Raw genomic sequence first — 24,162 nt, 5'->3', positions numbered from 1 at the left:
TCGCATCATGGAACCAGGCCAGGAATCAACCGCCGCCGGATACAACCGTGCCCGCGGGGAGCTCAGTGGCTGGCTGGCCCGTGCCACCACTGACGATCTCCAACGCCAGAGCAACGGGACCCGCTGGACCAATGAGGAACTGCTCTTCCACATGGTCTTCGGCTACATGATCGTCCGGGCGCTTCTCCCGCTGGTCCGTCTCATCAGCCGCTTGCCCCGCTCATGGCAAAAGGCTTTCGCCGCTGGCCTGAACGCCGCTACAGGCCCGTTCGACGTCGTCAACTATTGGGGATCCCGGGCGGCCGCCACCGTCTATAACAGGCACCGCATGGGCCGGAAATTAGACAAAACGATCAAAGCACTGACCCGCCGGTTGGAAAAAGAAACCCCGGCGACCCTGGCCAGGTCAATGCCCTTCCCAACCCGGTGGGACCCGTTCTTCAAACCCGAAATGACAGTCGCGGACGTCTACGCCTATGGCACTCAACATTTCAACTTCCACGCCAGACAGTTGAGCCTCCATGGACCCGAGAAGGAACCCTCCGAAAAATGACCAAGGCTGCCGACGGCCCACCGGCGACGATGCACGAAATCGCTGACGTGGACGTCAACCAGGATTTCCAGAACATCTTCCTGGCATGCCCGATCGCCAGTGCCCTACCTGCCGAAAGGGTGCACTGCCTAAACTGAAGAGGCACGAAGCAATCACGGTTTGCGGGGTTGAGCGTGCCTAAGGACGGAGAGCGCCATGCTCAAGATGCTCATGTGCAAACTGAACTTGAGTCACGCCTGGCACGTGGAATCGGCAGACGATGGCAGCGGCCGCTATAGGCGATGCACGCGGTGCGGGAAGTATGACCGCGACTGGGACGGTAGCGGCTTTATGCACTGAACGGGCCTATGCCTTCATGTTCTCCTCGGCTGGCGTGGCCGGAAGCGACACCGTAAAGGTGCTGCCTCTTCCCGGTTTACTGGTGCACGTGATGCTGCCGCCGTGGCGTTCCACGATGGACTTGGTGATGGACAGTCCCAAGCCTACGCCTGGGATGGCGGCCTGCCGGGCAGCGCCTGTCCGGAAGAAGCGCGTGAAAATCTTGGACGTCTCCTCGGTGGTCATACCCATACCGGTATCTTGAACTTCCAGTTGGATCCACCCGTCGTTCCGGGCGGCCCTCACGGTCACCCGTCCGCCACCCGGGGAGTACTTGATGGCATTGGACACGAGGTTATCCAGGGCCTGACCCAGCCTCAGAGGATCAGCATCTGCCCACAGGGGTGAAGGGACATCGGCCACGAGGCCCACATTGGCAAAATCGGCCTGCGCATGGGCTGACACCAAGCTGTTTTCAACCAGGCCAGCGACGTCTGTACGCCGTAGGTGGATGCTCTCAACTGCGGCGGCTGACATGAGCAGATCATTCACCAGAACGCGGAGCCGCTCCGCATTGCGCTCGGCGACTTCCAAGCGGGTCTTGACTTTATCGGAGAGCTCTTCGTCCCCGCGGAGCACCAAGTCCAGGTTGCCCAGGATAGAGGTCAGTGGGGATCCGAATTCGTGCGAGACGTTGGCAACCAATTCATCCTTGGCCGCCAGGGCCTGGACAACGTCGGTCACGTCGCGAAAAACGATCACGGCACCGCCGAACCCTTCGTCGACGCCGTACTTCATGCTCCGTGCGGCGGTCGAAATGGCCCGCTGTTCTGCTCCCGTGCCGAACCACACAAGGTAATCCGAATACGTCTCCCCTTGGGCTGCCCTTTGAGTGGGGCTCTTTTCGGGCGGAAGCGGTGTCAGCCGATCCTGACCAAAGATCAAAAGCTCGTCCCGTGTGGGAGCGGCTCCAGACCGGGACGGAGTCGCCACGCGATGGAATTCTTTTTGTTGGTTGTTGGTCAAAAGCGTCTCGCCCTTGGAATCGACGGCGACAATTCCGACGTCGATTGTGTCCAGGATCGTCCCAAGCAGCATTTCGCGATCCCTGCTCGCCGCGAGCAATTGCCGCAAAGCTTGGTCACGCTGCCTGACACGCTGTTGCTGGATCCTGGCATTGGAGCCTGAGAGGCGAATGGTGAGTGCAACAGCAAACATCACCAGGGGCAAGACGATAACCGAGAACATGTCGGAGGACGGAGGCTTTGGCAGATGCGAAATGAACGGCGGGAGGGCAATTACGAGGGGACCAAGAAAGCTGATAATAAGGCTTGACCTGGTTCGCAGACCTGAGGCGGATAACCAGATCACAGGAAAAAGTGCGAGAACGACGAGGCCTGGCAGCGAGCCATATGCACCACTTCGCGTAAATGCGAGGGCAACCAGGTCCAAGACCGGGATGGCCAGGCTCGCGCCCGGCGCAAGGCGCTCCCACGGTACCAGGAAGCAACTCAGGAAAAGGAGTGCATGCATGAAGATTCCGGTGACAAACAACCCGTTCTGCATGAGATTTGGCCATAGGGCTGGGGCAGAGACGAACAATCCTCCGACCACCAGGGTCAAAGGCAATTCGCAGACGGCTACCCGGGCCCGGGGCGTCAGTTTCCTGAAGATTCGGGCGGCTGTGCGAAGCAAAGGCTGCTCAGTCAAGGCAGAATCCTTCGTTTGGGGGACACGGACCAAATATCGTTTCGCGCCGATTCCGGGAAGAGCGGGGGGCGGAGCGTAAAACCGGAACGTTGGGACGGCGCATATTGCACATATTAGGTGCTATAAAACTTGAATGCTTGTATCGTACGTATTGGGTGACGCTTCCCGCTCTGCGCTGGGCTTGCGGGGATGTGCGCCGACTCGAGGGAATCAATGAACGAGCCTGGGGTTGCTGTAGTCATTGAGGATGATGAAGACGTCCGGAATTTGGTGGGCGCCATCCTAAAAGAGGCGGGTTTTGTGGTCCATTCCGCCGCGACTGGACGCGAAGGCGTCGAAGTTGTTCGAGATCATCATGCCGTGGCGGTGACACTGGATGTCGGACTTCCTGACATGGATGGTCACGAGGTTTTACGGCGAATCCGACAATTTAGTGATGCCTATGTCGTCATGCTCACTGCACGCAAAGATGAACCGGACACCCTGACCGCTTTTCTGACGGGCGCGGACGACTACGTGAAAAAGCCGTTCCTGCCCCGCGAGCTAAGGGCAAGAGTCACAGCGATGATGCGGCGGCCCCGTATGGGCAGTGGGTTGTCTTTGCCTGAGGAAGCCGGCGACACTGGCTTGGCCCGTTCGAATGGACGCAATGATGCGGTCATTGAACACAATGGATTGTCGTTGAATTACAAATCCCGGGCAGTTGCCCTTGATGGTTCTCCCCTGACCTTGACCAGAAGCGAATTCGATCTGCTGTTGGATTTGCTTCGCAACCCGGAGGAAGTGCGGTCAAGGGCTGACCTGGTTCGAGCTGCCCGTGGTGACTACTACGACGACGACGCTTATATCAGCGAGGCCGACGAACGGGCTGTTGAAACCCACATTGGGAATCTTCGCAGAAAGCTGCGCGAAGATTCACAGTCTCCCCGGTTTCTGCAGACGATCCGGGGAGTCGGCTATCGACTCGCCCCGAAAAGACCCCATTAGGAGATGGGATCCGGTTCCGGGCTTTCATTCCTCAGAACGTAGCTTTCCCTGAGCTCCTTGACCGTGCGCTGACCACAGTCAGCAATCTCATCAAGGAGAGGCTGGGCATCGAGTAATTCGCCGTTCAGAACGTGTTCCTCCAGTTGCGCTGCGAGGAACGCAAGGCGAAGCCCGCCCACCATGGAAGACGAAGTCCTGAGGCTCAAGATCGTGTCCAGGGCCGCCGCTTCGTCACCACGCTCGACGGCGGTAGCGAGGCTTTCGTACCTTACTCGCCAGAGTCGGGCAAAGTCGCTTGCAAACTTGCGCGCTGTGCGCGGATCGCCCACCTGATCTTCCAAGAGTTGGAATTCCGCGAGGTCCAATATCGGCCGCCGATCGGCGTCGGGCTTCCACGTGGAACCCTCCGCTGGGCCGATATGGTCGGAGTCCCCACGCTCGTCGACCTCACTGAACTCTGAACTGAACATAACTCGATGCTACTTCCTGAACTCAGATTTAAACCGATCTTGTGCCGATCTTGAGCAAATCCTCAGCTCCTCCTGATTTCTTGAGTTTCTCTTATTGCGCAATTTACTTATTCCGCTCATCCACCACTGAGCGCCGTTATGGTGTTGATGACCGCTGGTCCCAGGATGGCAATAAAGAGAACCGGAAAGATGAAGAATAGCAGGGGAAAGAGAATTGTTACCGGAAGCTTCATCGCTTTCTCCTCGGCGCGTTGCCGGCGCTTAACCCTCATGACCTTCGCCTGAACTCTCAACACGCGGCTAATGGCAATCCCGTACGTGTCTGCCTGGATAACCGCCTGCACGAAGCTTCGGAGCTCAGGAATGTTGGTTCGTTGGGCCAACGCGAGATACGACTCGCGTCGGCTCCGTCCAACCTGCATATCCTGGAGTGTCCTGACAAGTTCTTCCGCCAGCGGTCCCTTGCCGTTTTCGCCCGCGCGAGCCATGGCTCCTTCGAAGCCCAAGCCGGCCTCGACGGAAATGAGCATTTGATCCATGGTATTTGCGAGTTCCAACTGTATTTTCTTCTGCCGTTCCTGACCTTTGCTATAAAGCATCAGGTCCGGAATGAAATATCCCAGCAGGACCACAAAGATCCCCACCAGCTTGATGAGTCCGCTCTGGCTGGTGGTAGTGATAAAGAAACCGAAAATCGCGCCGAGAAGGCCAAGCGCGGGCTTGGCTGCGAGGACACGTCCAAGCGGAAGCGAGGTCGGTCGGCCGGCCAGCGCCAGCAGCCTATCCAGCTTCTGGACGTAGCTACCAGGGGTCAGCCTGTATCCGAGGCGCTCCAAGCCCCCGCTCCTGTTCTGCTGCTCCACTTCAATAGCGATTTGACCCCTGGAGAGCAGCTCGCGGACTGCTCGCGGGGTCCTCCGGTCAGTTGAAAGGAGGGACCACGCGAAATACGCGCTCGGCAACGGAACGAGCAACAAGGATAAAAGCAGGAAAGGGTGCAAGGTTCACCTCAAAATTTCAAATCGATGATCTTGCGCATCCACAGACCACCGATGGTCATCAAGATGACAGAAGCCACGATCATCACCCAACCGAGCGGATTGGTAAACATCACGTTCATATAGCCGGGGTTGACGACCATGAGCATGATGACGATTCCCACGGGAAGAGCCATCAGGATGTACGCGGAAAACTTTCCCTCTGCAGCCAGGGACTTGATGTGTCCTTTGATTTCACTGCGTTCGCGAATGGTGTCGTTCACCTGGTCCAGCACGTCTGCGAGGTTCCCACCCACCTCGCGGTTGATCTGGATCGCTTGGGCTATCCATACGAAATCCTCGCTTCGCATTCTCTCCGCCGTATCGTTCAGGGAAGCTTGCAAGTCCCGTCCCAGGCTTGTCTCGGTGATGACCCTGCGCATTTCTTCGGAGGTGGGGCTGACTGATTCCGCAGCAGCGGCGTCGATGGCGCGGAGGATGCTGTGGCCAGCCCTTAGTCCACCAGAAAGCAGCTGTAGTGTGTCGCCCAATTGATCCTCGAATTTGTCTCTTCTTTTGCCCGCGCGGACCTTCAGGACCAGCCGGGCCACGAAGGGTGCCAGGACACTGAGGAGAATCGCGACCAGAACGCCGCCCACAACCAGCCCGATCAAGGCTCCTACCACCGCGCCTGCAATCACCAAGACGACGAAGTCCGCTTGGCTCATTCGCACACCCGCGTCATCGAGCTGCTCGCGGTTGAAAAGCCGAACGTTGCGCCGCGTCAACACACCATGAATCATGTCCGTGGCGGACCCGGTAAATCGCGTCAGATGGGAACCAGGAAGCACCTGATAGGGCCTCCTCCGGTCCAGCGGAACCTCGGGTGCCTTTGGCAGAATGACGGCTACTCCGAACAGCACGATGGCTGACAGCATGAGGGCCAGCCCGACGAAAAGAATCATGGCGCGCTCACGTCCTCGGCGTCGACGTCAGTGGAGCAGCAAAAAGCTCGGGAGAGACATGAATGCCCAAGTCCGTGAAGCGATCGATGAACCGCGGACGGATACCCGTAGATACCGGTCGGCCCAGAAATATACCGTGAGCGTCGACGCCGGCCGAGTAGTCGAAAACAAACGCGTCCTGGAGGGTGACAATGTCCCCTTCCATCCCTTGTACCTCAGTCACATGGGTGATTCGTCGCGTGCCATCGCGGAGACGCGAAATTTGGATGATGAGATTCACGGCGGACGCGAGCTGTTCACGGATTGCCCGCAAGGGGAGGTCCATTCCAGCCATAAGAACCAGCGTTTCAAGCCTAGCCACGGCGTCCCGGGGAGAATTCGAGTGCACCGTTGAGAGTGAGCCGTCGTGCCCTGTGTTCATGGCCTGCAGCATGTCCAGCGACTCTCCCCCGCGCACCTCTCCCACCACGATCCTGTCGGGGCGCATACGGAGGGAGTTCCTGAGCAGCTCCCGGATAGTGACTTCGCCCTTGCCCTCCGTGTTTGGTGGCCGGCTCTCAAGCCTGACCACGTGCTGCTGCTGGATCTGCAGTTCCACGGCGTCCTCAATGGTGACAATCCGGTTGTCCTCGGGGATAAAGGAAGACAGGACATTTTAACAGCGTGGTTTTGCCGGTTCCGGTACCGCCGGAAACAATAATGTTCAATTTCGCTTTGACACAGGCGTTGAGGAGTTCGGCGATTTCAGGGGTCAGCGTGCCGAAGTCGATCAAATTTCTAATGGTCAAGGGCACTTTGCTGAATTTTCGGATTGTCAGGGAGGAACCGCCGACAGCAAGCGGCGGGATCACGGCGTTGACGCGTGAGCCGTCCTCCAACCGAGCGTCGACCAGCGGGGATGACTCGTCAATTCGGCGTCCCACCTTCGAGACGATCCGTTCGATAACTCTTCTCAGATGATCTTCGGAGCTAAATCCGGAATCAGTGAGGATGAGCTTGCCGCGCCGTTCGACGTAGATCTGGTCCATCCTATTGACCATGATCTCCGTAACTTCGGGGTCATCCAGCAGGCGTTGCAGTGGCCCGTAGCCCAGGACGTCGTCGGCCACATCGGCCACCAGCCGGCTGCGCTCCTCGGGAGAGAGCGGCACCTGTTCAGAGTCAATGATTCTGGTCAGCTCTTCGCGGGCAGCCGTCCGCAGCTCCTGCTCACTCAATGTTGAGTCGTTGAATCTCGCCCCCAGGCGCTCAAACAATGCGGTTGCAGCCCGTCGCTTCAGGGCAGCGAACGCGTCCACCGGCTGCTGGGCCTTTGGCATCGGAGCATCCGGATGATCAGCCAATTTCGCCGAGAGGTGGGGTTTCGACGCAACCGCGGCCGCCTTCGTTTGAACGTTTGGCTTGGCCTGCTGTGCGGCCTGCGCAAAGGTGGGGTTCGCCGTCGAGACCGGCTTTAGTCCTTGCCCAGGCGCAACCGCTGGACCCGCGGATTCTTGCTCGGCATCGCGCAGACGTTCAGAGAGCTTCACTGGACTACCACCCTCCTGTGCAGTTTTCGCTGGGATGAGGCCCGCCATGCGGGGTTGAAGCGTTCAACGAGATGGTTCAAACCCTTGATTGCTGGGTCCTTCGCCCCCTGTTGAAGCACCGGAATTCCCCGGTTGGTGGAGAGCGCGACTGCTTTTGACCGGGGGATGCTGACATCAACGGGGGCACCAACGGTGGATTCAACGTCCTGGACGGACAACCCGGACTTGGAATCGGCCATGTTGAGCACCACATGACGGGTTTCAGGGAGCAGGTTTAGCTTGCGAAGGATGTCCAGTCCGGACCGCAGGCCTCGCACGCTTGGCACATCCATGGCTGACACCCACACCGCATCGGTGCACTGCTCCAGCGCCGCGAGGCCGATTTCAGGCAGCCCAGGGGCTGTATCAACCACCACGTACTGAAACTCTTCGGCAAGTTGCTCCAGCAGCCGGCCCACCTGTTCGGGAGTAATTTCATCTGCTTCAACAGGGTTTTTGGGCGCACACAGAGCATAGATACTGGCCGGATGGACCGTGAGAAATGCTTTGAGCACCAAGGAATCCTGGCTGGCCGAGGGCGTGACAGCGTCGGTAACGGTGTGTTCCGGATTGAGGTAGAGCCCCGAGGCGACATCTCCGAACTGCAAATCCAGATCCACGATCACTACGCTCATGGGCGCTATCTTGCCCAGGCCCACGGCAATGTTCGTGGCGATGGTCGTCTTACCCACACCACCCTTGGGAGAAAAGACGCCGATCACCAGTCCCTTCGGTGCTCCCGCTGGTTTAGGTTCCGAAGTCCGCTGACGGGTGGCGAAGGACTGGCACGCACGCTCCAGGGTGACCCTGATCTCGGCCATGTCGGCGGAGGGGCTCATGATGTCGCGGATGCCGGATCGCATCGCCTGGAGGATAAAGTCTGGCTGCGGCTCGGCGACAAGAAGCACGCTGAGTTCCGGCACTTGAACATTAAGGACTGTAGCCAGGCGCATCGCATCCTCCACGGGCACCTCCGGACCCAGGATCAGCACCTCGAGTTGTCCCTGGTCCAGGGCGCCGAAGAGTTCGGCCGGGTCTACCGGCAGGACGTTGGTGAAGAACGTCTGCACAGATCCCGGGAGTCCGCCGGCAACGGCTTGACGCAAGCGCTGATCAAATTCCGCGCTGGGGGTTATCAGGACAAACCGGCTCACTTGTACACCTCGCTCCGTTGGATGATTCTGGGTCCGCTCTCCTGGGCGTCCACCGGCTCCTTGCTCAGCCAAATTTTGGCGAACTCGGAGGCGAAAACGATCTTGGTTGCATCCGAGTCGCCCACTGCGACAGTCAGGAGCAGGGAACCGGTGGGCAGCGTGCTGTCCTTAGGATCAGGTGCTGTGGTTCCGGGACTGGGGGCAGGGCTGGGCTCGCTCGTGGGTGCTGGCTCGGGGGCCCGCTGCACTGCAGTCACTAGCACCTTGTGAATGGACAGCTGGGTAGTTTCCTTATCCGGTTTGGACTCAATGCCGCCGTTCTGCATGGAAATGAAAATCCCCACGTGGTCACCAGGAACCACCCGTCCCCCCACCACACGCACGGGCTCCACCTGAAAGGAGACCTCTTGCATTCCGGGAGGCACTGCGACGTTTCCCGGAGTCTTCAGTGCCTCAGGAGCAACCAAGCGCTCGGCAACCAACGGTTCCCCTGGAACGAGGTCTACGGCAGCCACTTTGCCGGCCGAATCGCCCAGTGTCTTGAGTGCCGATTCGGGGACAGACGACTCCGGAAGCTGCTGGGCAGCCAGGGAAGCCTTCATGGCCTCAACCGGTGTGCCGGCGGGAATCGGAGCCTTGACCATCAACACCTCAACAGGGGCAAGATTCTGGACAGCCCGTTGATCAGCGCCCTGTGCATAGACGAATACGAGGATCACCCCTATGACCGCCAGCAGCGCTGCTGCCGATCCTGCCAATAAGCGTGATTTCACTTAACACTTCCTGTGCTTATAAATTTGGAAAGGCTAGTTGGTCATGCGCACTACGGTGACGCCGTTGGCATCCACGGGTCCCAAGGAATAGCCGTCCGCCAGCGATACGTATTTGACGAATCTCCCCACGATTCCCCGGCAATTTCCGGTGCAGGACAGCGCGGAGGACACATAGGGGCTCTCGTTGTGGAAAGCATCCGGAAGGGTGCTGCCGCCGCTGAACTTCCATCCCGTTACTTTGAAAGCGGCAAACGAGATCAGGTGGTAAATGGCTCCGTTGCCTGTGCCCGTAACGGAATTGAAGACCGGAAGCAGCACAATGATGTCTTTTCCGGCATTGATGGTGGCGGCCCACTTGTTGAGGGTGGCGGAACAATTTGGCGGCACACTGTTCCCGGGAGCGCTGCCACCTTCGCTCAGCGCCAGGTCAATGGTGCCACCGCACACCCCAGGATCCTGGATGGTCCATCCGAATCCGCCCTCTACTGCCGCGCCTGAAGGCCCGTAGTTGCAGCTGGGGTTGGCGCCGGTGCCGTGAGCCTGCAACAGCTGCTGGACGCCCCCAACGTAGCCCTGCACTTGGCAGATCGAGAACGCCAAGGGGAATGGAGTAGTTCCTTTAAGTGGGCTGCCCCACTGTACGGTCGAGGAAGCCACAACGTCCGCAGAATTCATGCCCAGGACACGGCCAAAGACAAGGGAAACGGCATTTGGAGCCCCACCGGCCTGTTGGGAGCCGGCGGACACGGTTACCTTCCGGTTAGTCAGATCAAGGTTAACAGAGTTGATGTTTCCAAGGCCGTCCACAGCATTCTTGTTGGCCATGTCCTTGGCGATCTGGGACGTAGTGGAGCAGTTCGGGTCACTGGTGCTGGCGGCACATTTCTCCGCCACGGCCAAGGCCGCGGCATCGGATCCGTTCTGCGCTTGCGCCTTTTCCGAGTAGAGCATTCCAGCATCCACAGCGAGAGCGGCAAAGCCAAGTAACGCAACCAGAATGAGAGCTATGAGGACCGCAACGGCCCCGCGTTCGCCGTCGTCATTGCCCTTTAGCCGCCACATACCATCACCCCCACGCCTTGCATCGGGAACGGTCCTGCTATTCCCGTGAGGGTGCTGAGTGTGTACTTGACGGTGACTGACATCTGCGCACCGGACGTGCAGCTGGTGGCACTGAAGGTGAAGTTCGCATCTGCCAGCTTGGGATTCAGGGTTACAGCCGCGTTTTTCGCTGCGGTCCTGGCTGCCGACTGATCATTCGCGATCGACATCACGCGCACGCCCTCGCGGGCGGCGTTCGTGAGCGAGACCTGCGCGTTGTAAGCCCGCCCGAACTCCATGATCCCCAGGACCAGGAGAATCAGGACGGGTGCGAGCAACGCGAACTCGACCGCTACCGCACCCCGTTCTGATGTCCTGTGCATGTGGATCTGCCTTCTTATCGAAAGTGGAAAGAGGAACGGGTGGGTGGGGCCACCGACCCACCCACCCGGGTACCCGCCGTGAGTCGGACTACTTTGAGCAGCTGCCTGGGACGGAAGGGACTGTAGCGGTGGCAGTGGTGGTGGCGGTCCAAGCGCCGCCCTTGACGGCACAGGCTGAGCTGTTGAAGGTCTCGACGAGGTTGTTGCCGAGCAGGCTAACGGCCACGATGATGACCACGGCGATGAGCGCAACCATGATGCCGTATTCGACGGCGGTAGCGCCGTTCTCTTCACGACGGGCACGGGATGCGATGGTGCGGAAGGTAGCAAACATTTTGAAAACTCCTGAGCGAGTTGGGGAGATGTGGGCTGGCCCGATACCAGCTCCCAATCAACGTAGCAACGGAAAGAGGCCCATATCGGAGTCCTTGGGACTTCCTGTGGAAAGCCTCTGGAACCTGCGCATTTCCTGCGCTAATCCTAGGAATTCCCTTGCGTTGCCCACACAAAAAGGCCGCGCCATCATCGGCGCGGCCTTATTTTTCGAGTTTTTGTCAGCCCATTGCAGGCGCGACCACCGGTGGCGGCGAGAGCTGCTTACGCGCCCACTTGGCCAACTTCTTGCCCTTGCCCTTCCACCAGTTGTCTTCGTCCTTGTCGTAGTGCCAGCGGAAGATGATCATCACCAGCACGGCCATACTCATGGCCACCTGAATCCAGGACCAGTTAACCGCTTCAGCGAGCGCGCTGATCCCCATCACGAGGATGGAAGGCACCGCCAAGGTCCTGAAAATAGTATTCGCCACGTACCGGGGGCGTGAACTCGGCAATGACAGCGCACGCACCATGTCGAAGCACAGGCACACCACCACCATTATTTGTCCCACGGACATAAGGAGAAGCCCGGGCAGCGACCCCGCGAACATTGCTGCCGATTCCATTCCTGTACTCAACGTAAACCCCTCCAACAAACGTCATTTGAGATCCTCTGTGCTCCATTGAATCGGCTGCAGGAGGGACCCGTCACGAGTAGTGGGTACTCGTTTCCGGCCGGCCCGACTACTCGGTTGCTTGCCCTGTACTTGGTCTAAAGCAACGCGGGGTCAGGTAGGGCCCATAAATCCCCTCGGGATGGGCCCTAAATGACCCCGCGTTGCGCGATGTACACTCGCGGTGAGGCGAAGCGCAAGCCAGGATTCCGGCAGCAGTGTCAGCGAAGGGTCAGGATGTTCGGTTCAAAGAAGCAGAAGCTCAACGATCTTATGGAGCAGCTCAGGCCCGACCTGAGTCGGGAGTCGCTCGGCGTCGGGCCCAATTTCCCGGGCGTCGCCCCGAATCCCCTCCTGAGCAGTGATGCACGGAAGCGCAATGCGGAACTGCGCACTGGGACGCTTGCTCTCGGCGTTCTCGTCGACTGGCGGGAGGTCAACAGCAATCCGCGCGTGGTCCTGATGTTCGACGTGGAGACCGCCGACGGCATCTCGTTCCGCGGCATCGCGGACGAAGACCTCACGATCACCGCTCTCACCCGACTCGCCCCAGGACAGACGTTGCCTGTGCGCTACCGGCCGGCGGTCATGGACCACTACGTCGCCCTTGCCCGGGATGCGGACCCCGCCCACGTGCAGCAGCTCTCTGACGAGATCGCGAGCCGCAAGCAGACCTGACCCGAAACCATCTCCGCAACGCGGGGTCATTTAGGGCCCATAAATCCACCCCGGATGGGCCCTAAATGACCCCGCGTTGGGCGTTTAAGGGGCCTATGCTTGGCAGCAGAGCTTGGTTTTTCAGATCCGGGGATGGAAGGTGCTTGGCTATGGGGGATAGCGTTTTCTTGCCGCTGGAGGATTATTTCAGCAGAATCGGAACGCGCAGGGCGATTGTGCTGTGCCAACTGCCACTGATGGCCACGGTGGCCTTCATTGTTTTCCTGGCGGTTCTCTTCAACCCCGCAAGCGTCTTACATCCTGCCTTCATCCTGGTCCTTTTTCTGCAAGTCGCGATCCTGGCGGCATGCCTCGTTCTTCCGTGGAACCGCCTTCCCACATGGAGCTTCGTCCTCATCCCCTTACTGGATTGTCTTGCTCTCGGCCTCCTGCGCGAGGTTGGTGGTCCCGTTCTCAGCGTCGTGGGACTGGTCATGGCCTTCCCGGTGATTTGGCTGTCCGTCAGCGCCAGCAAGGTCCGCCTGGCCCTGGCTATCTTGGCACCACTTTGCGCCACCGTTGCTTCGCCGCTCGTGTTGGGTCACGAGGTTGAACGGTCGGAGTTGATCCGCATGATCGTCTTCCCTGCCATCATGGCCGGTTTGGCCATCTCCGGGCATGCAGTTGCCCGCGGGCTGATCAAACACGGCGAGCGGCTGGACCGTAAGGATCAGGAATTGGTGCGGCTCCATGGTGCAACCAAAGAACACGCACAACTCCTGGATACCGTCCTTGAAACGGTCAACGTTGGTGTCTGGGCCATGGACGCCAACGGTGCTGACATTCTCACCAACCGTCGCCTTCGCGCGGACCGTTCTTGGGCGCAGGAATCGACGGACGCCGAGAACCCGTTCACCATTGGGACTGGTCACTCCGATGAAGAACGGAATAGTCCTGCCGATCTTGCTGTCCGAGGCGCCAGTTTCACCAACAGACTGGTCCGGGTAAGCGATGGGGAGAAGCAGCGGACCTTCTCGGCCGCCGCGCGTCCACTGCTCGGCGAAGCGGGCCAGTTGAAGGGTTCCATCATTGCTTTCACTGACGTCACGGCGCTGGTGAAGGCGCAAACAGCGCGCGACAAGTTCGTAGCCACGATCTCCCACGAACTTCGAACCCCGCTCACGTCCATCCTTGGTTACCTGGAAATACTCGACGACCAGCCAAATCCTGCGTTCATGGGAATCATCGAACGGAACGCTGAACGTCTGCTAACCCTTGTCAACGATCTGCTCCTTGTCGCGTCCGAAGACCTCGAACTGCGTCGCAGGCCCACCAACGTTTCCGAACTACTCCAGGAGTCCGTCAAGAATGCCCGGCCGGCGGCCGCCGCAAGGGGTATCACCATTGCCATGCAAATCCACGGCGACGTGGCGGCAGATGTGGACCCCGGCCAGTTTTCCAAAGCGATTGAGCAGTTGCTATCCAACGCCATCAAGTTCTCGCCCGAAGGCACCCAGGTGGTGATCGGTCTCCGGGGAAATAACGGCGAGGTGGAGCTCTCCGTGCGCGATCATGGGATCGGTATGACGGAACAAGAACAAGACGAAGCCTTCACCAAGTTCTTCAGGGCCGATCAGGCAATGGAATCGGCAATACCCGGGGCCGGCCTGGGATTGCCACTCAGCAAAGCCATCATCGAAGCCCATGGTGGAACGATCGGATTGAACAGCCGGCCGGGGTCCGGCACCACCGTCACGGTCACCGTTCCGCGTTAGCTGCAGAGTTGCCGTTCCGCAGGCGCCAGCAATCCTCCTTCATCGATATCGTGACGATCGTCAAAATTTTGTTATCCACATCACGATAGACCCTGCCCTGAGCTCAGCGCAATAGCCTACTGGTATGCCAAGACCGCACTCGGCTCGGCATCACTTCGCGACGCTGTGCAGAAATTGGCACTGCTATTGACGCTCCATTTGAGTTTGGTATACCGTCAGCGCTATTCGGCATCCACCTGACTGGACGCCTCGACGATGAGGGAAGACGAATGGCAGAAGTTGAAGTGGCATCGACACAGGCCGGAGCTGGCTGCGCCAACTGTGGCGGCAATGTGGGACTCGAAGAAGAAACCGACCCTCTCCCGGGCCAGGCTCATCCAACCGGGCTACTGACGGATAAAGTCCAGCGCGAGTCTGCTCTGGCGAAGATGCGAGGATTCGGAGCTGATGCCTTCCGTGACCAAAGCCGCCCCCTGGTTCTGGCCCCGAGTTGGCTCTTGGCGCATATCAATGACGAGATGGTTCTCCTGGCCGATCACGAGGTTGTGGTCAAGAACGGTCGAATTGAGGAAGTAAGGCCCCGCACGGGCAGTACTGACGAGCGTGTGGATATGCCAGGACAACTACTACTTCCGGGGCTGATCTCCATGCACAGCCATGTGGCCGGAGGAGCAGCCACCCGAGGATATGTTGAAGGCAACCTGACACCAATGAGCAAGGGTGCGCCGCTGCGGCAGGGACGGCAATTCCTCAAGGCCATGGTGCTCCTTGAAGACCTTCCGGACGAAGATCTGGACACTATGACCGCATTGAACCTCGCTGAAATTCTTCGCGGTGGCTGTACCACTCAAGTGGAAATGTCCAAGGGCCTCCGCTCAATGCAGTCATACGTCCGTGTTGCCCGCGAGTTTGGCATCCGGGGCTACCCTTCAGGCGCTGTCCCGGGGATGAAGCGGATCCTGCCCATATGGAAACGCGGTACGGACGATCAAGTGTTGTTCGATTCTGTGCCCGAAACCTTGGCAGAAATCCAAGAAAACCTGGACTACGCCCGCACCATCAATGGCGTTGACGATGGTCGGATCCTTCCCATGATGGCGCCTGCAACGAACGCTGTGCACACGCCGGAAACTTTTGCCGCAATGAAGTCAGCGGCACAAGAGCTGCACGGTCTGCACATTCACCTGCAGGCCGGATATGGCCGGGCGCCTCAACCCGACAAGGTAGCAATGAACAGGCTGTGGGGCCAGGATGAAATACCGTGGCTGCACAGCATGGGTATCTTCGATGGGTCCGTTCGCGTCTTCGGGGCACATCTGCTGGGTATCGATTTTGAGCGGGACCTTCCACTCTTGGCGAACTCCAGCTTCACGTTTGCCAACTGCCCTTCGGGGACGGGAGCGGGAGTAACGCCTGCGCAGTGGCCGTGGCCGGAGGTCCTGGGTGCGGGTGTCAATTCCGGTATCGGCTTGGATACCCACTCCAACGACTACATCGAAAACCTGAAGATGGCGGTTATCTATGGGCGCATCCGCGCTGACTTCCTGGGTGATTCCACCCCAGTGCCCATGGTCCGCCCGTCCATCTGGACCGCCGTCGAAGCAGCAACGCTGGGCGGAGCGAGGGGCCTTGGCCGTGAAGATCTGGGACGCATCGCCGTGGGAGCGAAAGCCGACCTGACAAGCATCGACGTCAGTGGTTTGTTTGTGGGTGTTGGAACCGTGCCGCGCGAACCGCTGAACCACCTGATGTACGCCAACGGGCTCTCGGTCAGGAACGTCATGACAGATGGCCAGTGGCAGGTCCGCGACGGCGCCCTGACTATCGTTGACGAGGCCGCCCTGGTCCACAAAGCCGGCAAGGTGGTCCAGAGAATCTGGGACGACATGGCAGCCGACGGCGTCTTTGTCGACGAGCCCCGCAGCGACCTGATCCCAGCCGCTTCCCTGAGCTAAACGCTTCCTGTAATTCCCGGTTCACCCCGGGTTATTCCGTGCTGCCCAATTTTCACCATGTTGTTCCCTTCAAATTGTTAGGAGATAGATCAATGAAGAACTTTGCTCCCCAGGTATCTGAATGCTGGAAGAAGGTCGCTGTAACGACATTTCTGCTCGGAATACTTGCAAGCACCGCCGCTTGTGGTGGCGCCGCGCAGCCAGCCACCAAGGTGGAACCGGCAGCAAGCGGTGATGCGTCCCTGAGCGATCTGCTTCCCGCGGACCTCAAAGCAAAAGGCTCGATCACTGTAGGCACGCAGCCGGACTTTGAACCCGCCAATTACACTCCGATCGGCGAAGACGGCGTCAAGGGATTCAATATTGACCTGATGAACGCGATGGCCGCCAAGCTGGGGCTGAAAGTCACCTACCAGAAGGTCCCTTTCGACCAGCTTCTGGTTGGCGTGCAGAACGGCAAGTTTGACGCCTCCATTGCTGGAATGACGGACCGTCCCGGGCGCCAGGAAAAAGTTGATTTCGTGGACTACCAAGTGGCAGGAACGGTCTTCATGGTGGCCAAAGGCAACCCAAAGAAGATCACCAGTGAGGTCAATGGCGGCTGCGGAATCAAGATCGGCGGGGTCAAAGGCAACGACGACGAACGCCTGGTCAAACTGATGGCCGAGGCGTGCACCGCCGAAGGCAAGCCTGCCCCGGAACTGGTGACTTTCCCCACCGGAAGCGATAAGAACCTGGCGCTAACCTCCGGGCGAGTGGACGCCATGTTCTGGCCCGACATGGCCGTGTCCGTAGTCCAGAGGGAGACCGGTGGAAAGCTGGAGTCTGTGCCGGTGAATTTCGAGGAAAAAGTCTTCCTCGGCATGATCTTCAATAAGCAGACCCCGCAATTACGCGACGCCTTTCTTAAGGCAACCGAGGCCATCCATGCCGACGGCACGTATGACGAGATCCTGAAGAAGTGGGATGTTGCTGTCATCGATCTGCCAAAGCCCGGAATCAACCTCGCCAAATGACCACTAATAATGAAGCGCTGACAAAAGTGCATTTGGCCACCGATTCCCCTCTCACAACTCCCCAACGTAGTTCGGACGAGCCCCAGAGAGTATCCGGAGAAAAGGCAAGAAGGCGAAAACCATACGGACAATGGGCCACCGCAGCCCTGATCCTGGCAATCATCGGCGCATTCTGCTGGACGCAGGCCGGCAATGAAAAGCTTGACTGGGCCAGCGTGGGCCAGTTCATGTTCCATCCAGCCATCCTCAAGGGCATAGCAGTCACCCTGGAACTCGCGGTCTTCAGCATGCTGATCTCCGTGGTTCTGGCCTTCGGCGTCGCCCTCATGTGCCAAAGCAGAAACCGTGTGGCGTCAGCAGTAGGCAAACTCTATGTCTGGTTCTTCAGGGGCGTGCCCCTGCTGGTACAGATCCTCATCTGGTTCAATCTCGCCGTGCTTTACCCAACCATCCTGGGGACAGACACGAATGAATTGATCTCAGGTTTCACCGCAGGCCTCTGTGCCCTGTCGCTGGCCGAATCCGGATATATGGCGGAGATCATTCGCGGCGGCATCATCTCGGTCAACAAAGGCCAAACTGAGGCGGGACTTAGCATCGGCCTTACCCGGGGCCAAGCCCTTCGCCGAATCGTCCTGCCCCAAACCATCAGGGTCATCATTCCGCCCACCGGAAATCAATTCATCGGACTGCTGAAGGCAAGCTCGTTGGTCTCAGCCATCGGTGGCAGCGACCTGCTCACCCAAACCCAACTGATCTATGGACAAAACTTCAAGATCGTTCCCCTGCTCATCGTCGCCACAGTTTGGTACCTGATCCTGGTCAGCGTCGCCAGCGTGGGCCAGTACTTCCTGGAGCGGAAGTTCAATCCGGAGGGAGCATCCTCCCGGTTCTCATTTCGGAAGGCAGGACGGCCATGACGGTACTTCAAGAGCAGGCACCCTTGATGTCAGCCCGGGATGTCAACAAATGGCTCGGACGCAATCACATCCTTCGCGGTGTGGACATGACAGTAGAACCAGGTGAAATTGTCTGTGTCCTCGGCCCGTCAGGCTCCGGCAAAAGCACATTGTTAAGGTGCATCAACGGGCTCGAGGCAATCGAGTCCGGCACCATCAACGTGGACGGTGACCGGGTGGGGTTCACTACCCGCAAAGGGCAGCTGTACGAACACACCGAACAAGAAGCTGCACTGATGCGTCGGAGGATTGGAATGGTCTTCCAACATTTCAATCTTTTCAATCACATGACGGCCCTGCAAAACGTCACCTATGGACCTCGGAAGGTCCTCGGCCTCCCGAAAGCAGAGGCAATCAAACAAGGGCTGGATGCGCTGGACAAGGTTGGCCTGTCCTTGAAACGGGACTCCTACCCAGCCCAACTTTCCGGTGGACAGCAGCAACGCGTAGCAATCGCCCGCGCGCTGGCCATGAAACCCCAACTGATGTTGTTCGACGAACCAACCAGCGCCCTGGACCCGGAATTGGTGGGCGACGTACTGGCCGTCATGAAGCGGGTGGCTGAGGAAGGGATGACGATGATCATCGTGACCCACGAAATCGGTTTCGCCCGGGAAGTCGCGGACAGAGTGGTCTTTATGGATGAAGGCCGGATTGTCGAATCAGGACCGGCAGCGCAGGTACTCGACCATCCAGCCAATGAGCGAACAGCCAATTTCCTTCGTCACGTCAAGTGAAAGCGTGGGGTCCGGCAAGGCCCGGACCCCGCGCCACCAGAACAGGAACACGACCCTATGACAGACCGTGAAGCCGTGGATGATGTTCCAGTTTCAGCATCACGCACAGCCTTGGCCTATTTGCACATAAGAGACCGGATTATCAGCGGGGACCTGACGCCCGGGACCTGGCTCCGGGAGCGGGAGCTATCCTCTGAGCTCAACGTTTCCCGTGTGCCGGTCCGGGAAGCCCTGCTTCAGCTCGAGGCCGATGGTTACACCACCACAGGGCCACGGCACGGTGCCGTTGTTCGGCAAATGACCATTCAGGATGTCAATGAAGTATTCGATATCAGGCTCAGCATCGAAGTCTCAGCAGCAAGCATTGCCGCGAGGCAGGTAGCCGATGGTGCCGCTCCAGATCAGCTGCTCACGGTCATGGCCCACGCAGAATCGCTCGTCGACAGCGAGGATGCCGATCTGCGGGCGCGGACAAATATCGCCATACACGACGAAATCTTCCGGCTGACGGGCAACGAACTGCTGACTTCGGTCATTAGGCCCGTCGCCAACCGCATGCGCTGGCTTTTCGGGAATGTGGTGGAACAGGACGCCTCGGTGCTCTGCCAGGAACATCGGGCTCTGTGCCAAGCGATATGCATGGGGCAAACAGAGCTGGCCTCGGCCTTGGCCGTCGCCCACATCGAACACAGCCGGGCTCCTGCTATTGCCCAGTTGGAAGGAAGGCTTCCATCCCGCCGTCCGCAAACTGCGCGACCCCCTAGCTCCTTCCAACCCCGGACACAGAGGCACTCATGACACTTGTTCTCACAGCATCCACACTCGAATCCCTGGCCAGCATGCCCGACACCATTACCGCCGTCGAACGCGGTTTTGGTGACATTGCCCGCGGCACTGCACTTCAGCCCGGTCCGCTTTCCCTGCACCTGCCGTCGTCGGAGGCGCGTTACTTACTCATGGCCGGACTGGCAGAAACCCAGCAGCTGGCGGCGGTGAAGCTGCTTTCCGATATCCCGGCGAACCACGATGAGGGGCTGCCTACCCAACGCTCGAGTATCCTCTTGGCCGATCGACGGACAGGAGAAACACTCGCCCTTCTGGACGGACGGGTGCCTACTCGAATTCGAACTGCAGCCGCGAGCGCCGTGGCCAGCAGGTTCCTTGCCCGGCCTGACAGTTCCACTCTGGGGTTGGTTGGCGCAGGCGCCCTGGCGATCGCCCACGTTGAAGCGTTGATGGCTGTTCTTCCCATTCGAGAGGTAGTGGTGTGGTCAAGAAGCGCCACTACCTTGGCGGCATTCGAGGCCAGGACCGCGCATCACCCGATCGAACTGGTGAGGGCATCGAGTGTCCAGCAAGTTGTGGAGGCAGCCGACGTCCTCTGCACTTTGACGCCGTCCGTGGAGCCGCTGGTTCATGGTGAGTGGTTCCGTCCGGGGCTGCAGGTCAACTCTGTCGGCGCTCGGCCCCGTCCCACCCACCGGGAAATCGATTCGGAGGGGATGCGGCGGTCACGGGTGTTCGTGGACAGCATGCCGACGGCGGTAGAGAAGTCAGGCGACCTCATGATGGCCGTGGCCGAAGGCGTCATGTCGGTGGACGACGTCAGGGGTGAGCTTGGCGAAGTCATCGCCGGCGAGTTGACCGGACGTGAGCGCGAGGACGACATTACGCTCTTCAATTCGGTGGGAATCGGGATGCTTGACCTGGCAATCGGCCGGCTGCTGTACGACGCTGCGGTCCTTCATGGGTTGGGAACCAGTATTGATATGTCCCGGTGATGAATGCACGGCAACCCCTCACGAACGGAGTGTTGGATAATTGAGCATGGGCGCGGAGCTACTGACAATTCAGGAATGTCCCCATGCCCCGGCCGCTCAGGAACTCTTCGAACAGGCACTGAGGCTGGCCGGGGTTACCGGCATGGTGCACGTGGTGGTGGACTCCGAGGAGGAAGCATCCTCGCTCGGTTTCCATGGCTCCCCCACGTTCCAGATCGACGGACAGGACCTTTTTCCGGTACTCGGAGACCCCGCGCTGAGCTGCCGGATCTATCCGACGACGGACGGTCCCCGAAGCCTGCCGTCTCTTGAATCGCTCCGAAGGGCGATTCAAGAAAAGTTTACGGACGGGTCAGGAACGACTCCACTTTCCCCGGATCCCGCTCGATCACCGGCTCCAAAACCTGATCAATCCTCGTGAGCAGTTCGGCATCAAGTTTCACTCCCGAAGCCGTGGCATTGTCCACCAACTGCTCGGGCTTGGACGCCCCCACGATCGCTGCCGAGACGTTGTTGTTCTGCAATACCCAGGCCACTGCGAGGGCGGCCATGGACAGTCCTGCTTCCTTGGCAATTGGCTGCAATTCCTGGACCTTCTCCAGCACCTCCGGACGCATGAACTTGTGGTCGTCTTTCAAAGTCCCGTCCTCGGTGGTGAAGCGCGAATCCGTGGGCGCCCCCTTGCCGGGAAAGTACTTGCCTGTCAGGACGCCCTGGGCCAACGGGGACCAGCAAATCTGTCCCAAGCCCAGCTCCTCGGACGTGGGAACGACTTCCTCCTCGATGACCCGCCACAGCATTGAGTATTGGGGCTGGTTCGAAATCAGGCCGACACCAAGGTCCTTGGCAAGTGCGGCGCCAGCGCGAATCTCGTCCGGAGTCCATTCGGAAACACCGATGTAAAGTGCCTTGCCGGCCCGGACGATGTCCGCAAATGTCTGCATCGTCTCCTCAAGCGGCGTCTCATAGTCGTAGCGGTGGGCTTGGTAGAGGTCAACGTAATCCGTACCGAGCCTGCGCAACGAGCCGTTGATTGACTCCATCATGTGTTTACGCGAGAGCCCACGATCGTTCTTTCCTTCACCGGTGGGAAAGTACACCTTGGTGAAGATCTCCAAGCCCTCACGCCGAACCCCCTTGAGGGCCTCGCCCAAGGCCGATTCTGCACGGGTTCCCGCGTAAGCGTCGGCAGTATCGAATGTGGTGATCCCAAGATCCAGTGCTTGCCGTACGCAGGATGTTGCCGCCTCCTGATCGATCTGTTCGCCGTGGGTGACCCAGTTGCCGTAGGCCAGTTCGCTGATGTACATGCCGGAGGCGCCGAGCTTGCGATATTCCATGGATCAAGTCCTTTTCATACGTGTGATTGTTGGCTGTGGGATGTGATTCTTAGGCAGGTGGTGTGACAGCTCGCCTGCCTCGCAAGGGAGATGGTGGCGCTGTAGTGCCGCGAACAATAAGTTGGGCGGACAGCACCAAATCCGGCTCCGCACCGGCGTCGGGCGCTAGCAAAGCCAGCAACCGCCGCGCAGTTTCGGACCCCTGCAGGGCGACCGAGTGGTCCATGGTGGTCAGGTCGAGAATCTCGGAGAGTTCGTGGTTATCGAAGCCAATGACCGACATGTCGCCCGGAACTATGATTCCGCCTGCATTCAGGGTTCGCAGCACGCCAAAAGCCATTTCGTCGGACGCTACGAAGACCGCGGTAGGGGCTACTTCCGCGCACAACAACTGGGACATAGCCCTTGATCCGCCAGCCGTTGAATTCTCCTCGTGGACCTCAAGGTCTTGACTGGGCTCCAGCCCTGCCTCAGCCAGTGCCTCGCGGTAGCCCCTCAAACGGTTGGCCGGCGGGACACCACCCAGCGTGCTGCCTGCAGCCTCGCGAATTCCGACGAAAGCGATGCGTTCGTGCCCCAAATTGATGAGGTGCCGGGCTGCTGCCCGCCCGGCCGCGTGGTCGTCTACCCGAACACCAGACCTGCCAGGAGTTCCCGACCCCAAAAACGCGAGCGGTAAGTTCTGGGCTTCAAGGGTGGCCAGTTCCTCCGGAGTCGGCTGCAAGGCAAAGACCAACACTCCATCAGCTCGCCCGGTAAGGCTGGACCCCGCGAAGAAACGCTCCCGCGCGGCAGTGTCCGCGAGTTCGTACAACAAGACGTCAAAGCCTGCTTGGCGAAGCACACGCCCCGCCGATGCCAACACCTGGCCAAAGAACCATTTGGAGAGGTTGGGAGTGACAATCGCGATGGCTCCCGTGCGGCCAGTTGCCAAGCGGGAACCAGCCAGCGAGGGAACATAGCCTAGTTCCCTCGCGATTTCTTGCACGCGCTTGCGCGTCTCTTGCGAAACACCCGGCATATCCCGCAAGGCACGCGAGACTGTTGATACCGAGACATTCGCACGTTCCGCAACCGCATCCACTGTTGATGACATGGGAACGACGGTAGTGGCAACGCCAGATTAACGCAAGCGCTTGCGAATTGAACCTAACTGGACCTCTAAGGAGATGTGCTTGGCGACGGTGATGAAGTAACGCTGCCCTCCGATGTGCTCATGGTTGGTGTCGACGTCGGCGAGGCGGACGACGTCGAAGTGGCCGTTCTGCTCGGCGAACTGGTCATGCTGCTGGACGAACTGGTCATCATTGCACTGGGAGTTTCGCTACCGCCCTCGGCTTTCTCAAGCACCTTGTTGATCAGGTCTTCGAGTTCCTTCTGGTCAGGATCGCCCAGGCTTGGCCCACTCTTGGTGGCGACCACCAGCAACCTCCCGTCAGCCGCGGAGACCTGCATTAGCTTCTTCTGGCTTTCGTCGGAACGGGTGCTGATTGTCCCGAACGTTTCGTCCGCCTTCGTCTTGGCGTCTAATTTCTCACTGGAGACTTCATATGTCTGGCCCACGGCTTTCACAGTGAACTTTGCGCACTTATCCATGGTGCCGCTGATGTCCTTGAGAACTTTCTCCGCGTCAGGACCCTCTTTACCGGATTGCGCGGACAGGGACCGGGGCTGATCACTGTCGGACAGGGCGACGGCAACATCCCCGTGTTCGACCTTGTCTACGAGCCCTGCCGTGGCGATGTCCTTGCAATCCCCAGGATCAACACTGGCCGTATTCAAAAGGAGGTCGGCGATCTTGCCACCTTGGTCAACCTGCTCCTTGGAATAGAGCTTGAGCTCGTTGCCATCTCCATCCCTCATACCGGAGATTAGCTCCCGCAACTCATCCTCGCTGTAGACCTTCTCCTGGGCCGCCGTCGAGGCGGACGTTGACGAGGTAGTGGCAGATGAAGGACTTGCTGCACTGCCCCCGCCACCACTGCACCCCGCCAAAGCCACTGCTGCAACTGCAAATACTGCAAGCGCTTGAACTCTTCGCATCAGATAATGCC

General features: G+C 59.2%; 24 protein-coding genes and 1 pseudogene. 11 read left to right on the top strand and 14 right to left on the bottom strand.

Features of this window, described 5'->3' with window-relative positions:
• The first annotated feature begins 7 nt into the window (after positions 1-7).
• Together ACTAQJ_RS22055 and ACTAQJ_RS22050 are read left to right on the top strand one after the other, a co-directional pair.
• Positions 8-553: a DinB family protein gene (locus ACTAQJ_RS22055; protein WP_431116205.1), complete on the top strand. Its 546-nt coding sequence runs from the start codon at positions 8-10 to the stop codon at positions 551-553.
• Entirely contained in the window at positions 550-690 is a 141-nt protein-coding gene (locus ACTAQJ_RS22050; RefSeq protein WP_498699422.1) for a hypothetical protein, read from the top strand. The genes ACTAQJ_RS22055 and ACTAQJ_RS22050 overlap by 4 nt, the downstream gene beginning before the upstream one ends.
• A gap of 208 nt (positions 691-898) precedes the next feature.
• Here the strand turns inward: ACTAQJ_RS22050 and ACTAQJ_RS22045 are convergent, their stop codons facing one another.
• Positions 899-2,581, bottom strand: a complete 1,683-nt coding sequence (locus ACTAQJ_RS22045) for a sensor histidine kinase (RefSeq protein WP_498699421.1) — start codon at positions 2,579-2,581, stop codon at positions 899-901.
• A 213-nt stretch (positions 2,582-2,794) separates the two neighbouring features.
• Between ACTAQJ_RS22045 and ACTAQJ_RS22040 the strand changes: the two genes are divergently transcribed.
• Positions 2,795-3,568, top strand: a complete 774-nt coding sequence (locus ACTAQJ_RS22040; protein WP_498699419.1) for a response regulator transcription factor — start codon at positions 2,795-2,797, stop codon at positions 3,566-3,568.
• Here the strand turns inward: ACTAQJ_RS22040 and ACTAQJ_RS22035 are convergent.
• The 10 genes and pseudogenes from ACTAQJ_RS22035 to ACTAQJ_RS21990 form a co-directional block, all read right to left on the bottom strand.
• On the bottom strand, positions 3,565-4,038 hold the full coding sequence (locus ACTAQJ_RS22035) for an Hpt domain-containing protein (RefSeq protein ID WP_498699417.1): 474 nt from the start codon (positions 4,036-4,038) through the stop codon (positions 3,565-3,567). The genes ACTAQJ_RS22040 and ACTAQJ_RS22035 overlap by 4 nt on opposite strands.
• A gap of 116 nt (positions 4,039-4,154) precedes the next feature.
• Positions 4,155-5,039 (bottom strand): type II secretion system F family protein, encoded by an 885-nt coding sequence (locus tag ACTAQJ_RS22030; RefSeq protein ID WP_498699416.1) that lies wholly within the window; start codon positions 5,037-5,039, stop codon positions 4,155-4,157.
• Between the two features lie 8 nt (positions 5,040-5,047).
• Entirely contained in the window at positions 5,048-5,980 is a 933-nt protein-coding gene (locus ACTAQJ_RS22025; RefSeq protein WP_498699414.1) for a type II secretion system F family protein, read from the bottom strand.
• A gap of 7 nt (positions 5,981-5,987) precedes the next feature.
• A pseudogene (locus ACTAQJ_RS22020) lies at positions 5,988-7,299 on the bottom strand (TadA family conjugal transfer-associated ATPase).
• A gap of 206 nt (positions 7,300-7,505) precedes the next feature.
• Positions 7,506-8,702 (bottom strand): CpaE/TadZ family protein, encoded by a 1,197-nt coding sequence (locus ACTAQJ_RS22015; protein WP_498699411.1) that lies wholly within the window; start codon positions 8,700-8,702, stop codon positions 7,506-7,508.
• Positions 8,699-9,475, bottom strand: coding sequence for a Flp pilus assembly protein CpaB (gene cpaB / locus ACTAQJ_RS22010; protein ID WP_498699410.1), 777 nt, complete (start codon positions 9,473-9,475; stop codon positions 8,699-8,701). The genes ACTAQJ_RS22015 and cpaB overlap by 4 nt, the downstream gene beginning before the upstream one ends.
• A gap of 33 nt (positions 9,476-9,508) precedes the next feature.
• On the bottom strand, positions 9,509-10,537 hold the full coding sequence (locus tag ACTAQJ_RS22005; RefSeq protein ID WP_498699408.1) for a Tad domain-containing protein: 1,029 nt from the start codon (positions 10,535-10,537) through the stop codon (positions 9,509-9,511).
• Complete coding sequence (locus ACTAQJ_RS22000) at positions 10,525-10,899, bottom strand: TadE/TadG family type IV pilus assembly protein (protein WP_216926392.1); 375 nt, start codon at positions 10,897-10,899, stop codon at positions 10,525-10,527. The genes ACTAQJ_RS22005 and ACTAQJ_RS22000 overlap by 13 nt, the downstream gene beginning before the upstream one ends.
• A gap of 88 nt (positions 10,900-10,987) precedes the next feature.
• A complete protein-coding gene (locus ACTAQJ_RS21995) occupies positions 10,988-11,233 on the bottom strand; it encodes a Flp family type IVb pilin (RefSeq protein ID WP_498699407.1) in 246 nt (81 codons plus the stop codon).
• A 220-nt stretch (positions 11,234-11,453) separates the two neighbouring features.
• Positions 11,454-11,840, bottom strand: coding sequence for a hypothetical protein (locus tag ACTAQJ_RS21990; protein ID WP_498699405.1), 387 nt, complete (start codon positions 11,838-11,840; stop codon positions 11,454-11,456).
• Between the two features lie 219 nt (positions 11,841-12,059).
• On the opposite strand from ACTAQJ_RS21990, the gene ACTAQJ_RS21985 reads away from it, so the two are divergent.
• The 8 genes from ACTAQJ_RS21985 (at position 12,060) to ACTAQJ_RS21950 (ending at position 20,768) form a co-directional block, all read left to right on the top strand.
• The gene (locus ACTAQJ_RS21985; RefSeq protein ID WP_498699403.1) at positions 12,060-12,566 is read left to right on the top strand and encodes a hypothetical protein; all 507 of its coding nucleotides are present in this window, start codon (positions 12,060-12,062) and stop codon (positions 12,564-12,566) included.
• A 149-nt stretch (positions 12,567-12,715) separates the two neighbouring features.
• Entirely contained in the window at positions 12,716-14,320 is a 1,605-nt protein-coding gene (locus ACTAQJ_RS21980) for an ATP-binding protein (RefSeq protein WP_431116222.1), read from the top strand.
• 269 nt (positions 14,321-14,589) lie between these two features.
• Positions 14,590-16,275: an amidohydrolase family protein gene (locus tag ACTAQJ_RS21975; RefSeq protein WP_431116223.1), complete on the top strand. Its 1,686-nt coding sequence runs from the start codon at positions 14,590-14,592 to the stop codon at positions 16,273-16,275.
• A gap of 92 nt (positions 16,276-16,367) precedes the next feature.
• Positions 16,368-17,291: an ABC transporter substrate-binding protein gene (locus ACTAQJ_RS21970; RefSeq protein WP_431116224.1), complete on the top strand. Its 924-nt coding sequence runs from the start codon at positions 16,368-16,370 to the stop codon at positions 17,289-17,291.
• Positions 17,288-18,211 (top strand): amino acid ABC transporter permease, encoded by a 924-nt coding sequence (locus ACTAQJ_RS21965; RefSeq protein ID WP_431116226.1) that lies wholly within the window; start codon positions 17,288-17,290, stop codon positions 18,209-18,211. The genes ACTAQJ_RS21970 and ACTAQJ_RS21965 overlap by 4 nt, the downstream gene beginning before the upstream one ends.
• Entirely contained in the window at positions 18,208-18,987 is a 780-nt protein-coding gene (locus ACTAQJ_RS21960; protein ID WP_431116228.1) for an amino acid ABC transporter ATP-binding protein, read from the top strand. The genes ACTAQJ_RS21965 and ACTAQJ_RS21960 overlap by 4 nt, the downstream gene beginning before the upstream one ends.
• Before the next feature lie 57 nt (positions 18,988-19,044).
• Positions 19,045-19,785 carry a GntR family transcriptional regulator gene (locus ACTAQJ_RS21955; protein WP_431116230.1) on the top strand — a complete coding sequence of 247 codons (741 nt, stop codon included), beginning with the start codon at positions 19,045-19,047 and terminating at the stop codon, positions 19,783-19,785.
• Positions 19,782-20,768 carry an ornithine cyclodeaminase family protein gene (locus tag ACTAQJ_RS21950; protein WP_498699397.1) on the top strand — a complete coding sequence of 329 codons (987 nt, stop codon included), beginning with the start codon at positions 19,782-19,784 and terminating at the stop codon, positions 20,766-20,768. The genes ACTAQJ_RS21955 and ACTAQJ_RS21950 overlap by 4 nt, the downstream gene beginning before the upstream one ends.
• Before the next feature lie 341 nt (positions 20,769-21,109).
• On the opposite strand, the gene ACTAQJ_RS21945 is transcribed toward ACTAQJ_RS21950, so the two are convergent.
• The 3 genes from ACTAQJ_RS21945 to ACTAQJ_RS21935 all read right to left on the bottom strand — a co-directional run bounded on the left by ACTAQJ_RS21945 (position 21,110) and on the right by ACTAQJ_RS21935 (position 24,151).
• Positions 21,110-22,108, bottom strand: a complete 999-nt coding sequence (locus tag ACTAQJ_RS21945; protein WP_498699395.1) for an aldo/keto reductase family protein — start codon at positions 22,106-22,108, stop codon at positions 21,110-21,112.
• Positions 22,109-22,157: 49 nt separating this feature from the next.
• A complete protein-coding gene (locus ACTAQJ_RS21940) occupies positions 22,158-23,204 on the bottom strand; it encodes a LacI family DNA-binding transcriptional regulator (RefSeq protein WP_498699393.1) in 1,047 nt (348 codons plus the stop codon).
• Positions 23,205-23,269: 65 nt separating this feature from the next.
• Complete coding sequence (locus ACTAQJ_RS21935) at positions 23,270-24,151, bottom strand: hypothetical protein (RefSeq protein ID WP_498699392.1); 882 nt, start codon at positions 24,149-24,151, stop codon at positions 23,270-23,272.
• Positions 24,152-24,162: the final 11 nt, after the last annotated feature.

This window comes from Arthrobacter sp. alpha11c (genome assembly GCF_054149985.1).
The sequence above is the reverse complement of the archived record's forward strand: the minus strand, read 5'-3'. Positions and strand labels throughout refer to the sequence as shown.

Coding starts and splice junctions, on each gene's coding strand:
- ACTAQJ_RS22055 (WP_431116205.1), top strand. CDS start 8: ATGGAACCAGGCCAGGAATCAACCGCCGCCGGATACAACCGTGCCCGC.
- ACTAQJ_RS22050 (WP_498699422.1), top strand. CDS start 550: ATGACCAAGGCTGCCGACGGCCCACCGGCGACGATGCACGAAATCGCT.
- ACTAQJ_RS22040 (WP_498699419.1), top strand. CDS start 2,795: ATGAACGAGCCTGGGGTTGCTGTAGTCATTGAGGATGATGAAGACGTC.
- ACTAQJ_RS22035 (WP_498699417.1), bottom strand. CDS start 4,038: ATGTTCAGTTCAGAGTTCAGTGAGGTCGACGAGCGTGGGGACTCCGAC.
- ACTAQJ_RS22025 (WP_498699414.1), bottom strand. CDS start 5,980: ATGATTCTTTTCGTCGGGCTGGCCCTCATGCTGTCAGCCATCGTGCTG.
- ACTAQJ_RS22005 (WP_498699408.1), bottom strand. CDS start 10,537: ATGTGGCGGCTAAAGGGCAATGACGACGGCGAACGCGGGGCCGTTGCG.
- ACTAQJ_RS22000 (WP_216926392.1), bottom strand. CDS start 10,899: ATGCACAGGACATCAGAACGGGGTGCGGTAGCGGTCGAGTTCGCGTTG.
- ACTAQJ_RS21995 (WP_498699407.1), bottom strand. CDS start 11,233: ATGTTTGCTACCTTCCGCACCATCGCATCCCGTGCCCGTCGTGAAGAG.
- ACTAQJ_RS21990 (WP_498699405.1), bottom strand. CDS start 11,840: ATGGAATCGGCAGCAATGTTCGCGGGGTCGCTGCCCGGGCTTCTCCTT.
- ACTAQJ_RS21985 (WP_498699403.1), top strand. CDS start 12,060: ATGTACACTCGCGGTGAGGCGAAGCGCAAGCCAGGATTCCGGCAGCAG.
- ACTAQJ_RS21980 (WP_431116222.1), top strand. CDS start 12,716: ATGGGGGATAGCGTTTTCTTGCCGCTGGAGGATTATTTCAGCAGAATC.
- ACTAQJ_RS21975 (WP_431116223.1), top strand. CDS start 14,590: ATGGCAGAAGTTGAAGTGGCATCGACACAGGCCGGAGCTGGCTGCGCC.
- ACTAQJ_RS21970 (WP_431116224.1), top strand. CDS start 16,368: ATGAAGAACTTTGCTCCCCAGGTATCTGAATGCTGGAAGAAGGTCGCT.
- ACTAQJ_RS21965 (WP_431116226.1), top strand. CDS start 17,288: ATGACCACTAATAATGAAGCGCTGACAAAAGTGCATTTGGCCACCGAT.
- ACTAQJ_RS21960 (WP_431116228.1), top strand. CDS start 18,208: ATGACGGTACTTCAAGAGCAGGCACCCTTGATGTCAGCCCGGGATGTC.
- ACTAQJ_RS21955 (WP_431116230.1), top strand. CDS start 19,045: ATGACAGACCGTGAAGCCGTGGATGATGTTCCAGTTTCAGCATCACGC.
- ACTAQJ_RS21950 (WP_498699397.1), top strand. CDS start 19,782: ATGACACTTGTTCTCACAGCATCCACACTCGAATCCCTGGCCAGCATG.
- ACTAQJ_RS21945 (WP_498699395.1), bottom strand. CDS start 22,108: ATGGAATATCGCAAGCTCGGCGCCTCCGGCATGTACATCAGCGAACTG.
- ACTAQJ_RS21940 (WP_498699393.1), bottom strand. CDS start 23,204: ATGTCATCAACAGTGGATGCGGTTGCGGAACGTGCGAATGTCTCGGTA.
- ACTAQJ_RS21935 (WP_498699392.1), bottom strand. CDS start 24,151: ATGCGAAGAGTTCAAGCGCTTGCAGTATTTGCAGTTGCAGCAGTGGCT.